A 12,480-nucleotide genomic window follows, 5' to 3' on the forward strand; every position below is an offset into this window, starting at 1 on the left:
AATGGACGATGCAATGAACTGCCCGAAATGTAATTCCGAGCACACCTACCAGGATCGGGGCCTGTGGGTTTGCCCGGAATGCGCCCATGAATGGAGCGCCGAGGGCGGCGGAGCAGGCGCGGAAACCTCGCCTGAGGCGGGCGTGCACGATGCGCATGGCAATTTGCTTGCGGATGGGGACAGCGTCATCGTGATCAAGGACCTCAAGGTCAAAGGGTCGTCATCGGTCGTCAAGGGAGGCACCAAGGTCAGGAACATCCATCTGACGGGCGCGACCGACGGACACAACATCGCCTGCAAGATCGATGGCATCGGCGCCATGAATCTGAAATCGGAATTCGTCAAAAAGGCCTAGTTCGTGGGGCGCGGATTATCCGACCCGTGTCCGCCGGAGCGAAGACGGAAGGCATAATCCGCCGTTCATTTGCGATAGATTCGGCGGCTTACGCTTCCCGCCTCCGCTCTTGATGAGGTGCGACGGACGTGCTCGGTAAACCGCCTGCTCCGTACGTGTTCCCACAAGATACATGTCCAGAAAAAGCAACCGCTTCCTCCCTCGCCTCCGCCGCTGGCGGCAGAGCGCACGCCGGGCGCGACGGAAGCTCGCGAGAGCGCCGCGGGCGGCGCGGATCGCAGGCGCCGTGGCGATCCTGCTTGCGGTCTTCGCGCTGGCAAACCTCGTCTATCACGTGATCCGCAAGCCGACCGAACTGTTCTTCTTTGTCGGCCATCGGCTCGACAAGGAGCCGGCCGAGACGTGGCGGCAATATGGTGCGCTGTTCCACACCTATTCGACCCATTCGATCACACCTGAGCTATTGGCCGCGCTGGCGCAGGTCGAGAGCTCGGGCAATCCGGTAGACCGCACCTATTGGCGCTGGCGATGGAGCCTCAATCCGTTCGCGATCTACCAGCCCGCCTCCAGCGCCGTCGGCCTCTTCCAGACGACCGATGGCGCCTACGCCGAGGCCGCGCGGTTCTGTATCCGGGACAATGCGGTCACGGATACCGGTTGCGGGTTCACCAGCCTTTATTTCCGCGCGTTCCCGAGCCATGCCATCGAACTGGCATCCGTGTATCTCGACCGCCATGTGGCCGATGTTCTCACCCTCGCGGGCGATGTGAAGCCAAACCCGCAGCAGAAGCAGGATCTTGCTGCCTTTATCCATCTCTGCGGCGCGGGTCCCGCCACAGCTTACGCACGCCGCCACTTTCAGATGATGGCCGACGAGCGGTGCGGCGATCACCTCGTTTCGACCTATATCTCCAAGGTCAACGCGATGAAGCGGCAGTTCCTGCGCCTCGCGGCCGATGGCAGCAATTAGCAAGCGTAGCCCGGATGAGCGAAGCGATATCCGGGGCTGGCCTCTGAACGTGTAACCCCGATGTCGCTACGCTCATGCGGGCTACGTTATTGTTCCGGCTTGACAGTGCGGGGGCAAGCGGAGGAGCATCGCCTTTGTCGTGTCCAACGACACGCTGAGATTACAGAAAAGGAGGTTCGATGACGCCACCTCCGCAAAGACAGCCGCTCTGTACGACGGTGTACGTTCGGACCGTCGCATAGCGGCAAAACGCACGAACGGAACGCCGGGAAAGGCTTAGCGAGCCGCATCAGTGAGGCATGGCCCCTTGCCGTCCCGGCGCTGATCTGGAGTTCGCATGGCGGATTAGCAGAGCGTAATCTGCCACTATGGCTCCGCATATCTGCTCAATATGGATCGCCATTGCGCTTTAGCCGAGGCGCCGACTATGGCGGCCTTCGCGGCGACCAATACGACAACCTTACGGTTGACGAGATCGGTGTTCGAGTCGCGGCCAAGGCTCTCCCTGCTGGCTCAATAGTTGCCACGCGCCTGCTCTATTTGCCGACGTGCGGATTGGTGTTGCTCCAGGTGGGGACCGCATTTGTCACACCGACCGAAGGCCAATAATAGGATCCCACCGACGGGGCGGTCACGGTTCCGACAGGATTTCCCGACGTCCCATACGTTCCGGATCGCCCTGTCGACACTCCCGACGTCCCATAAGCAACGGGTTGCATGATCGAGATATGATGCCTGCGATGATGCTCGTATTTCTTCGCCTCCACAGCAAAAGGCGCCCCAACCAGGCCCACAGCCACGAGAGCGGCAATCGCCAGTCTGATCGTCATCATGGTTGGCTCCTTTCCTATCCTTTAGATAGGTAGCAACTGGACGATTTGCTCGACCAGATCGCGCTCTTGTGTGAGCCCAGGCGCTCCGCAAGCGCTAACTCTCCGCGCACGAGCGGAACCAGCCTTCGCACGCAGGACGGATGAGCGGAGCGCAATCCGCCGTTACGTCACGATTCTGGATATCTGCTCAATACGAATTGCAATCGAGCTTTCGTCACGGAGGCGCCGGAGCCTGTCATCGGGCCGCGCTTCGCGCGGACCCGTTGGGCCAATCCGCCCTGCGCACTCGGATTGTTGATCCCGAAACCGATCCAAATACGCTCAGGGTATATCGACACAGTCTTGGCACACTGTGCGTGGCATTGTACCCGGTGCGAAGGCAAGTACGAACCCAGCACGGGAATTTGCAATGCCAGCATCGATCATCCGGCCGGTCGCCGCGAGCCATCGGCATCTCTTTCGGGGGCATCCCTTTCGGGTCCATCTCTTTCGGATCCATCTCTTTCGGATCCATCTCTTTCGGATCCATCTCTTTCGGATTCATCTCTTTCGGATTCATGGCCTCAGGACCCTGCGGCTGTTCCCAGCCGCTGTGCTGTTGCTTTACGCCTCCGGTTTGGCCGCCGCGGAGGCGCCAGGCCGGCCATCGCTGGAAAAAAACAGCTTTTATCTGTCGTCTGCCGGTTTTCGTGTCCAGGTTGCCAACGATCCGGCGGGGCAAAAGGCGCTACGCGCGCTCCCGGCACACCGCTTCGTGATAAACGGGGCCGGTGAAGCCCTGCGTTATCTTTATGCCGAACCGGAGCATTGCGTCTGCATCTTCGTCGGCACCCAACAGGCCTATGACAGGTACCTTGAGATCGCCCGTCAGCCGCTAAAGCCGGCCGACGACGTGGCTCCTGATTACAAGACCCAGGCCGGCGTACTGTTGAGCGGCCAGCCGTTGCGACAGAGCACGCTCGGCGATCCGACCACGCTGTCGGACTATCTGAGCACGCTTTACCCTCATTATTGAAGGGCCGTCGAGGCTCTCAGATGGCACACTCGCGCGGCATGAAACACCTCTCATCTGCCCGGCGGGCAAATCACGTGAAATCATGTCTAGCCCTGGTGCGAAAATCTTCGGCTTGCGCTCGCGGCCAAATCACCTTCACTGCTTCGCACATCCTGTCCCGCAAGAGGGGCGTACGCGCGATCGCCACGGACGTTGGGACGGGAATGCGATGGACGTTTTGATGTCGTGAGGCGAACGACGTCGGAGCGGACGGCGAAGTCGTGTGGTCCTGACGCCCCGACGCTGGCGTCAAGTTGGCGGAGCAATCTGCCGGCGACGGTGGCAACAAAGCCCGGTCACCGGGGAGAGCACGAAGGAAACCGTTAAAACCATTGCGCAGGGAATGCCGGGTGTTCCGGTGAACCTGTGGTGACTTGCTCGTGTGCTTTTTTCATTTTGCACGCGAGGCTGCGGGTGCAGCGGGCACCCGGCTTTCCCTGCGCCCTCTCTTGAGGGGCGCCTGCGCCCTCTCTTCCGGGCAAAACTTCAAGCAGAACTCGGGCGCATCGCGCCGCGAGAATGCGGACGTCTGCCCCGCCTCGCTGTTCGAAATCTGAATCCGGTGCAGACCCGCATATATTCAAGCGCGCATTTACGGCTGCCGATCGTAAGACGGCTTCCACATATCTGATCAATATGAATTGCCAGGCGGCGGATTACGCCTGAGCCTGTCATCGGGCCGCGCTTCGCGCGGACCCGTTGGGCTAATCCGTCCTCCTGCGCTACGCTTGCCTTCGCCTAGTGGCATGAAAAACTTCGGGCCGACTTTGTATCGCCTTCACCATTGTAGTGGGCCGCCGTCGGATAAGGGCAGAGCGGTCGCGATAAATCCGAATTTGCCTTGGTTGCGAGAACGCTGTCGGGGGCCTTGCCCTGATCGACCCATGTGTCTATCGCCGAGAGCATATCGAATTGATCCGGTCCGGGACCGCCGCGGCAATGATATACGCCCGGCGCCAGGAACAATCGCATCTTGTCGCCAAGATCTGACTCGGAAATGTTGAGGGCTTGGGATGTAGCCTTTCTCGCGGCCTGAAAGTACTCGATCGTGCCGAGCGGACTCGGTCCCGGATCCTGAAGGCCATGCCACATGAGCCATTTGCCTCCTCGTTTTATAAAGCTTGAGACATCCGGATTGTTGGATTGAAACGCCTTTACGACCGGGCTTGCGTTCAGGTCGCTCATGATCTGATCCGCAGTAGCGGTCTTCCAAGGATGATCCGCGTCTCCATACAGGAAAGTCATCAAATACCGGATGCTCAGCGCGTAATTTTGGCCGAGAGGATTATCGGGTGTTCCACCGATCGAACGCGGCCCCCACGCAAGTTCGCTACCACGCATAAGCGGCCAAGCGGCTATCTTGCCAGCCGATGATTTGGTGCCGTCATAACTCTGCCGGACCGCGGCGACCTGCTTTGCAGTCAGACAGGTTGGTCCTTCTTCGCCCGGGCGACAGGCAAGTGCGGCAGGATCCCATTTGCAACTCAATGGGTCGGAAATGATCCCGTCGCGAACCCCATCTGCCGCGTCACAAGCCTCATTCACGGCGTTATGTATGAGATCCAACTGTTGGTAGGTGACGAGGCTATCAGTATCCTTGCGGAGTGCCTGCAATCGAAACAAGCCGCTGGTCTGAACTCTGAGATCGTAAACCGGCGCGCCGGATATCACGCCATCATAATCTTCGGGATAGCGCTGAACTTCACTAAAGCCCTGCCGTCCACCGGTCGAGCAACCTTCGAAATAGGCCCTTGCCTGTTGCCGTCCATAATATTTCGCGACCAGCGCCTTTCCCGTCGTCGTCATCAGATGGATCGAGCGATACCCGAAATCATCGAGTTGAATCGGATTTACATGCCCCGGTCTGTCGATCATGAACGCGCCATCGGTAATGCTACTGCTTGGATGACCGGTATCGGTACCAGCTACGGCATAGCCCTTCGACAATCCGTGCGCCGCGCCAGAAAGGGTGACGTTCCCGGAGAATCCTCCTCCACCGATGCCGAGGAATTTCCCATTCCATTCTTCAGGCAATCTAAAAACGACACCGATGTTTGATCCGGCGGTGGGCTTGATTTCGGCGATGACTTCGCAGAACGGGGGAAGCTGCTGCTTCGGGTCCGCGGCAACCATTTTGGCAGAAATGACGGTTAAATCCGGACCTGAATCCTGCTTTTTCAAAGCCACGCAGGCCGCTTCGTTGGCGATGGCATATCCCGAAGCCGATGTGAGGATGAGCGACACGAGAGTCAGTAAACGAATTCCCATAATTTCCATTCCCAAAAATCGATCGATCTGCGCCGATCTGGAGTCTAAATAGAGTTTCATCGCACCTAAAATACTTCAAGCGATAAACGCACCGCGACGCGGTGGATCAGATTCCTTTTTTCTGGTGCAATCGACAAATTGTACCAGCAAGCGTAGCCCGGATGAGCGCAGCTCGTAGGATGGGTGGAGCGAAGCGATACCCATCAATTCCGACTTCCGATGTGATGGGTATCGCGAAGGGCTCAACCCATCCTACGGGCTGCGTGATCCGCCACCTGAGATCGCCCGCGCAATACGTTTCGTTATTGTGCGCTACCGGCCCCCACAGGACGCATGTCAAGAAAAAGCAAGAGCTTCCTCCCTCGCCTTCGCCGCTGGCGGCAGAGCGCACGCTGGGCGGCCTATATCTCCAAGGTCAACGCGATGAAGCGGCAGTTCCGGCGCCTCGCGGCCGATGGCAGCAAGCGTAGCCCGGATGAGCGAAGCGACATCCGGGGCTAGCCGTGCAGCACCTGTACGCGAAAGTACCGTTCACGGCATTGAGATCGGCGCCGCGCTAACTGCCGAACAGCCTCGCTCGGCAGCGACGCCGGTTTCTGTCAATGAGTTGCCAGACCGGTGGTGACCCTGGCAGTCGTCATTTTCGTCCGTGGTGTCAGGACGCTGAGCTGAAGCGGAGTGAGCGTGGAGGTTGCCGCCGGCGCCTGCTCCCTGACATTCGTGGCTCCCAGCACTTGAGCCTGTACCGGCGATATCGGCAGGCCCGTTGTTCCGTAGGTCGGCAGCTCCGCCGCGAAGCCGGCCGTGCTGCCCGCAACCAGGATCACGGCGACGGCTGCGATGGAAAGGTGAGTCTTGTTCACAACGATTCTCCTCGATTGGATTCGAGGCTGGAGCCTATACCTCTTTTGTTGCGCTGCGGTATCACTTTTGCTGCATTGCGAACGGGAGAGCCTGAGGGATAATTATCTTGTTATATTTCAATTATTTATGGTCATCCCAGAAGGTCAAATGGCGATGCCAGGCGCGTGATTGACCATCTTGTGATCGATCTGCAGTTTGGCTTCATCGGAAGCGTGACCTGCGTCGAAGCGAGGCGCTCCTGCCGCTCGGGCTTGCTCGAATCGGGCAAGCTCGCAGGGCGATGGGCGGAGCGTAATCCGCCATTCACTCACGACGGGTCGGTGGGTTACGCTGTGCGAACTCATCCCGCTCGCTGCAAGGATCACCATGAACGGAAATCGATACTACGGGGTTCGGGTCGAGGGCGCGAAATACAGCGTGGGCTTCGGTTCAGCGCTCGCCATCGCGATCTCCTATACCAACAACCACTCGATCCTGTGGGCGATCATTCACGGCATCCTGGGCTGGCTGTACGTCATCTATGTCGCGCTGTTTGGATGAACTCGGCCCACAGCATAACCGTGATTTCGATTCAGTCGCAGGTCGCCTGGGGCCACGTCGGCAACAGCGCCGCCGTCTTTCCCATGCAACTGCACGGTATCGATGTAACTGCCGTGCCCACGACCTTGCTGAGCAACCGCCCGGGTTACCCGACCATCCGCGGCCGGGTGCTCGATGCGCAACTGGTCGCGGATCTCCTGCTCGGCATCGAGGAGCGCGGTGCGCTCGACTCTTCCAGGATGATCCTGTCGGGCTATCTCGGCTCGCCCGACATCGCCGCGGTGGTCGGGGACTTCGTCGAGCGAGCCAAGGCCCGCAATCCCGCGCTGATATATTGTTGCGATCCCGTGCTCGGAGATCGCGACCGGGGCCTGTTCGTCCAGGCCGACATCCCGCCGCTCGTGCGGGATCGGCTGTGCCCGCTTGCTGATATCATTACCCCCAATCATTTCGAGTTCGAATGGCTGTGCGGGGCGAAGGCCACCACGATCGATCAAATGATCGCGCAGGCGCAAGCTCTCATGGCGCGCGGTCCATCGACGATCGTCGTCACCAGCGCCGAGTTCACTAAGACGCCAGACCAAGAGATCGAGACCCTTGCCGTCGAACGGACCAAAGACGGATTGAAGGCGTGGCGCGTGCGCACGCCGAAACTACCCATTAGCCCGTCCGGGACCGGCGATCTGTTTGCCTCGCTCTTCGTGTCCGCGCGCGTTCGCGGCTCGGACACGCCAGATGCACTGGGCCACGCCGCATCGGCCATCTTCGCCGTGCTGGAGCGCACCGCTATCAGCGGGACCGAGGAAATGCGCATCGTCGAGAGCGCTGAGCTGCTCGTCCACCCAAAGCGCCGGTTCGACGCCATCGCTGTCAGCTCGTAGGCGGATTGTGTTGCAAAACTCCTGTTGAGACGACTCGCGAACCGTGATTCCGTTGGTGAAGAGGTCATCAGCGGGAGCAGCGCATGATGGGGCGGCGGGAAGCTGGGCAAGGACAGTTTTTCTATTCGTTCGATCTCAACGAGGTGGTTCCAGTCGATCATCTCGTCCGGCAGATCGACGGGTTGCTCGATCTGAGTTGGGTGCACAAGGAGTTGGCACCTTACTACTCGCACACGGGACGACCCTCGATCGACCCGATGCTAATGATGCGGATGCTCCTCGTCGGCTATGTGTTTGCGATCCGCTCCGAGCGACGGATTTGCGCTGAGATTCAGGTGAACCTTGCCTATCGCTGGTTCTGCAAGCTCGGTATCGAAGACAAGATTCCCGATCACTCTGTATTCTGCCGTGCGCGGCGCGAACGCTTTCGAGAGAGCGACGCCCTACGCCGGGTATTCGAGGGTGTGGTGGCGATGAGCATTGCGGCCGGGCTAGTTGGAGGCGAAGCGTTCTCGATCGATGCAAGCCTGATCAAGGCAGATGTGGACAAGAAGAAGCGGACACCTGGCGACCAGCCAATTGCATGGCCAAAGGCAGAGGAGGCATCCCATGCGGTTCGCGAGTATCTCGTAGCCCTCGATGCCGCTCGCGGCGACGAGGATCGTGGTGGAGACGGTGGCGGTTCGGGCGAAGGCGGCTATCGACGCAAACCTCCCAAAGAAATCTCGCTCACCGATCCACAAGCCACATGGGTTGCGAGGCCGGGCCTGGACCCATTCTTTGCCTATGATGCGAACTACCTGATCGACAACAAGGTCGGGATCATCGTCGATGCCATGGGCACTCGGGCGAACCGAACCGTGGAAATTGCCGTCACCCAGACCATGGTGGACCGCGTTGAGCGCCGCTTCGATCTGCGGCCCCGAAGGCTCGCGGGCGACACGGTCTATGGTGCGGTCAGGCTGCTCAAATGGCTGGTGGATCGCAACATCACGCCGCACGTACCGGTGTGGGACAAGTCGACGCGCCCCGATGGCACCTTCAGCCGTGCTGACTTCGTCTTCGATCAGGAGCGCAACATCTATGTTTGCCCAGGCGGTGCGGAACTGACCAGCACAGGCAATATCGATCAAGGCCACATCGTTTACTACAGGGCCAGCAAGAGCGACTGCTCGCGCTGTTCATTGAAGCCGAAGTGCACGACGGCGATCGTGCGCAAAATTACCCGCGACCTCAACGAGGATGTGCGGGATCGTGTCCGTGCGTTGGCCAATACGGAAGCCTTCCAGCAGTCGCGCCGCGAGCGCAAGAAGGTCGAGATGCGATTTGCGCACATGAAACGGATTCTCAGGCTCGACCGGTTTCGGCTGCGGGGCTTGAGCGGCGTCAGGGACGAAGTGCTGCTTACAGCTACCGCGCAGAACCTGAGGCGGCTCGCCAAGCTTCTCTGCCATGCCCCGCCACCTCTGGGAACTGCTTGCCTCGCATAGGCACCGCGGCCGACAAGGGAGAGCGCAAACAAGGTGGCCGGGCTAAAACGCGAAAGCTCTGCAATCGAGACCAGCCGAGTTTTGCAACACAATCAGGCGAGTAGCGGAGCGCAGCAAGCGTAGCCCGGATGAGCGAAGCGATATCCGGGGCCGGCCTCTGAACGTGTAACCCCGCATGTCGCGACGCTCATGCGGGCTACGTTACACTGCGCTAACTGCCGAACAGCCTTGCCGGCGTCTCCGCCAGGATGCGCCGCCGCGTGGCCTCACTCGGTGTCCAGGCCATGAACAGATCGAGCAGGTGCCCATCGTCCGGCATCATCTCGGCGGCGATCGACGGATGCGGCCAGTCGCTGCCCCACGTCAGACGCTCGGGATTGGCCGCAACCAGCGCCTCGTGAAACGCCCGGGCGTCTTCATAATCGGGGAATTGCGACGACATCCGATACGGCGCGGACACTTTCACATGCACGTCACCGTCGCCAACCAGCCTCAGCAGTTCCTGAAAATTCGGATCACCGATACCGCGTTCGGTCGGCATGTGCAGCATATGGTCGATGATAACAGGCATCTGGCGCGACACGTCGCGCAAGATCGGAGCGAGATCTTGCATCAGCCGCCAGTCGCAGAAGATCTGCATGACCCAGCCGAGCTCGGCCATGGTCTTGCGAAATATTTCGAACACGTCGAGCCCGACCCCGCGCACATAGCCCGGCTTTCCGGCATCGGAAAACAAATGAAAGCGCAGGCCGCGCATGCCGAGATCGTGCCAGTCGCGCAATGTAGACGGCGCGACACGGGTATCGGTGATGGCGACGCCGCGCAGCCGATCCGGAAAGCGCGCCAGCGCATCGAGCAGCACGCGGTTGTCATAACCGTGCGCGTTGCCCTGAACCGCCACGCCGCGCGCCATGCCGAGATGGTCGAGCAAGGCGATAAAATTCTCAACCGGCGCGTCGGGCGGCGTGTAGCCGCGTCCGGCGGTGTAGGGAAATTTGTCGGGCGGTCCGAAAATATGCGCGTGCGTATCCCACGATCCCGGCGGTGGCTTTTGGCGCGGCGCCTCGGGATTGGCGACCGGCCCGGCGATGCGTGGCGGCTCCTCTGTCATTGGTCCTAACCTATCTTGATGTTGGCTTCCTTCACCACCTTACCCCAGCGCTCGATCTGGTCATTGACGAAGGCGCGGAATTCTTCCGGCGTGCTCTGCCGGCTCTCGATATTGAGCTGCTCGAAGCGCTCTTTGACTTCAGGCGCGCTGATCGCTTGGTTGATGGCACTGTTGAGGGTGCGTACGATTTCCGGCGCCGTGCCATGCGGCACGAATACGCCGTTCCATTCATAGGCCTCGAAGCCGGGCAGCGTGTCCGACACCGGCGGAACATCCGGCAGGCTTTTCAGCCGGCCCTTGCCGGTGTGGGCGATGGCCTTGAGCTGGCCGCCCTGGATCATGCCGACCACCGACGACCCGTTGGAGAAGAAAAACTTCACCTGCCCGGCGATGACATCGTTCAGCGCAAGGCCGCCGCCGCGATAGGGCACATGGTTCACCTTGGCTCCGGTCATGAAGCGGAACAGTTCGAGCGACAGATGCTGCAGCGTGCCGTTGCCCGAGGACGCCATGTCGATGCCGTTAGGCGCCGCTTTGGCATAAGCGATGACGTCGGCCAGCGTCTTCACCGGCACCGATGGCGTCACCACCAGAATATTCGGCACCAGCGACACCAAAGCAACTGGTTCGAAATCCCTGTTGTAGTCGAACGGAAGGTTCGCATAGAGCGCGCCGTTGACCGAATAGGCGGTGGCGTCATGCAGGATGGTGTAGCCGTCGGGGGCCGCCTTCGCGACCAGGGCTTCACCGATGGTGCCGCCGGCTCCGCCGCGATTTTCGATGACGAACTGCTGGCCCAGGATGTTGCCGACCTTGGCGTAGAGGATACGCGCCGTGGTGTCGGCGCCACCGGCCGGCGGATAAGGCACCATCACCGTCACGGGACGGGTCGGCCACGCGGCTTCGGACGCGGCCCGGGCGCTGGCGCTACCGACAAATGGCGCGGCGGCCATTCCGGCCAATAGCGCGCGGCGTGAAACCTGGCTCCTGGGCATCGCTCATCCCTTTGATTTTATTTTATTCGGCATTGCCCAGACGAACTCTGGAATAGCGTAGACGATAGCAAACGGTAGTGTTCCGCGAAAGCCGCAGGCGGGCTGCGCAGGACTCCCATGCGTGGTCCGCTTTTGTCTCGACATCAGGAGAGACGAGCAGCGCGACAACCCCGATCTTCGCGGCGAGCCGGCCCGGATGAGCCAGCGATCGCCGGAACCGCTTGCCAGACAATTTCCCGGATGTCGCTGCGCATCCGGGCTACTGCCGCTCCCCCGCAAACCCGTACCCAAGCTCCGGCCGCAACGCCCGCATCTTTTGTGCCAAGCGACGGCTCCTCAAGTCCTCTGAGCGCGCCAGCTGGTTGGCAACCGCAACGTGGTCCTCATCGCTCTTGTGCTGGTTGAGCTTCGACTGTCCCTCGATCTGGTCGACGACGAGATTGATGACGCGGATGGCGGCGAGCATCGTCTCGCGCTTGGTGGGTTCCATCTGCGCAAGCTCCCAGGGCTGCTTCGGCAGGCGCGCCTCGGAGACCGCGAGCAGCGCGTCGCCATGGCCACGGTTCTCGTGCCCGTTGCGCAGATGCGCGACGCCCGAGAGATGAACCGCCTCGTAGAGCCAGGTGGAGACATTATCGCGCGAAGCATACCAATCGTTCGAGACATAGGAGTCGTCGCCGGCAACCATCAGCAGGAAGCGCCTGTGGCCGTCGGCAAGTTCGACGAGCGGATTTTTGGCCGTGAGATGGATCTGGACGATCACGCGACCATCGCTCCGCACGAGAACAAACGGCACGTGGGACCCGCGCGGGCCGCGCTCGTCGGCCGCGACAATGACGCCGAAGCCACGCTCGCCGGCAAACTGCAGCGCGCGCTGCTCGTCCAGGCGAAACTGAGGTCGAAGAACATGCATAACTGGCGCGCCCGGAGACTGGAGGGTGGATTGGCTGCTTGCGAAGCTACCGCACTCTCCCGCACCGGTCACCCTGCCCCTATTTCGCTTCGCTCATGCGAGACATCACTGCGTTCCAGCGTTCCGCAGAACGGCCATTTTCTGGTATTGAGATTCCAGCGCGGCTCTCACGGCTTCCACAAGGTCGGCAGGCAGAGCCCATGGAA

General features: G+C 60.6%; 13 protein-coding genes. 7 read left to right on the forward strand and 6 right to left on the reverse strand.

The genetic code is table 11. From position 1 onward, the window contains the following. Position 1: 1 nt before the first annotated feature. Together BLV09_RS08020 and BLV09_RS08025 are read left to right on the forward strand one after the other, a co-directional pair. Positions 2 to 355 (forward strand): zinc ribbon domain-containing protein YjdM, encoded by a 354-nt coding sequence (locus BLV09_RS08020; RefSeq protein ID WP_100381563.1) that lies wholly within the window; start codon positions 2 to 4, stop codon positions 353 to 355. Positions 356 to 527: 172 nt separating this feature from the next. After that, the gene (locus tag BLV09_RS08025; protein ID WP_146686899.1) at positions 528 to 1,325 is read left to right on the forward strand and encodes a lytic transglycosylase domain-containing protein; all 798 of its coding nucleotides are present in this window, start codon (positions 528 to 530) and stop codon (positions 1,323 to 1,325) included. 536 nt (positions 1,326 to 1,861) lie between these two features. On the opposite strand, the gene BLV09_RS08030 is transcribed toward BLV09_RS08025, so the two are convergent. Continuing rightward, positions 1,862 to 2,158, reverse strand: a complete 297-nt coding sequence (locus tag BLV09_RS08030) for a hypothetical protein (RefSeq protein WP_100381561.1) — start codon at positions 2,156 to 2,158, stop codon at positions 1,862 to 1,864. A 616-nt stretch (positions 2,159 to 2,774) separates the two neighbouring features. On the opposite strand from BLV09_RS08030, the gene BLV09_RS08035 reads away from it, so the two are divergent. Next, complete coding sequence (locus BLV09_RS08035) at positions 2,775 to 3,173, forward strand: hypothetical protein (protein ID WP_174556529.1); 399 nt, start codon at positions 2,775 to 2,777, stop codon at positions 3,171 to 3,173. A 777-nt stretch (positions 3,174 to 3,950) separates the two neighbouring features. Here BLV09_RS08035 and BLV09_RS08040 read toward each other — a convergent pair. Further along, complete coding sequence (locus tag BLV09_RS08040; protein WP_146686900.1) at positions 3,951 to 5,540, reverse strand: tannase/feruloyl esterase family alpha/beta hydrolase; 1,590 nt, start codon at positions 5,538 to 5,540, stop codon at positions 3,951 to 3,953. A 273-nt stretch (positions 5,541 to 5,813) separates the two neighbouring features. Here BLV09_RS08040 and BLV09_RS37105 point away from each other — a divergent pair, with 273 nt between their 5' ends. Beyond that, positions 5,814 to 5,981 (forward strand): hypothetical protein, encoded by a 168-nt coding sequence (locus tag BLV09_RS37105; protein WP_167558654.1) that lies wholly within the window; start codon positions 5,814 to 5,816, stop codon positions 5,979 to 5,981. A gap of 98 nt (positions 5,982 to 6,079) precedes the next feature. On the opposite strand, the gene BLV09_RS08045 is transcribed toward BLV09_RS37105, so the two are convergent. Next, the gene (locus BLV09_RS08045; RefSeq protein ID WP_100381558.1) at positions 6,080 to 6,343 is read right to left on the reverse strand and encodes a hypothetical protein; all 264 of its coding nucleotides are present in this window, start codon (positions 6,341 to 6,343) and stop codon (positions 6,080 to 6,082) included. 367 nt (positions 6,344 to 6,710) lie between these two features. Here BLV09_RS08045 and BLV09_RS37110 point away from each other — a divergent pair, with 367 nt between their 5' ends. From BLV09_RS37110 to BLV09_RS08055, 3 genes are all read left to right on the forward strand, one after another. Then, positions 6,711 to 6,884 (forward strand): hypothetical protein, encoded by a 174-nt coding sequence (locus BLV09_RS37110; RefSeq protein WP_167558655.1) that lies wholly within the window; start codon positions 6,711 to 6,713, stop codon positions 6,882 to 6,884. A 20-nt stretch (positions 6,885 to 6,904) separates the two neighbouring features. Continuing rightward, a complete protein-coding gene (gene pdxY / locus BLV09_RS08050) occupies positions 6,905 to 7,765 on the forward strand; it encodes a pyridoxal kinase PdxY (protein WP_244548997.1) in 861 nt (286 codons plus the stop codon). Between the two features lie 83 nt (positions 7,766 to 7,848). After that, complete coding sequence (locus BLV09_RS08055; protein ID WP_146686901.1) at positions 7,849 to 9,255, forward strand: IS1182 family transposase; 1,407 nt, start codon at positions 7,849 to 7,851, stop codon at positions 9,253 to 9,255. A gap of 211 nt (positions 9,256 to 9,466) precedes the next feature. On the opposite strand, the gene BLV09_RS08060 is transcribed toward BLV09_RS08055, so the two are convergent. From BLV09_RS08060 to BLV09_RS08070, 3 genes are all read right to left on the reverse strand, one after another. Continuing rightward, complete coding sequence (locus tag BLV09_RS08060) at positions 9,467 to 10,366, reverse strand: amidohydrolase family protein (RefSeq protein WP_146686902.1); 900 nt, start codon at positions 10,364 to 10,366, stop codon at positions 9,467 to 9,469. A gap of 5 nt (positions 10,367 to 10,371) precedes the next feature. Continuing rightward, complete coding sequence (locus BLV09_RS08065; protein WP_146686903.1) at positions 10,372 to 11,361, reverse strand: Bug family tripartite tricarboxylate transporter substrate binding protein; 990 nt, start codon at positions 11,359 to 11,361, stop codon at positions 10,372 to 10,374. 259 nt (positions 11,362 to 11,620) lie between these two features. Beyond that, complete coding sequence (locus BLV09_RS08070; protein WP_146691020.1) at positions 11,621 to 12,274, reverse strand: FMN-binding negative transcriptional regulator; 654 nt, start codon at positions 12,272 to 12,274, stop codon at positions 11,621 to 11,623. Between the last annotated feature and the right edge of the window lie 206 nt (positions 12,275 to 12,480).

The sequence above is a fragment of the Bradyrhizobium canariense genome, from assembly GCF_900105125.1.
Taxonomy (GTDB): Bacteria; Pseudomonadota; Alphaproteobacteria; order Rhizobiales; family Xanthobacteraceae; genus Bradyrhizobium; species Bradyrhizobium canariense_A.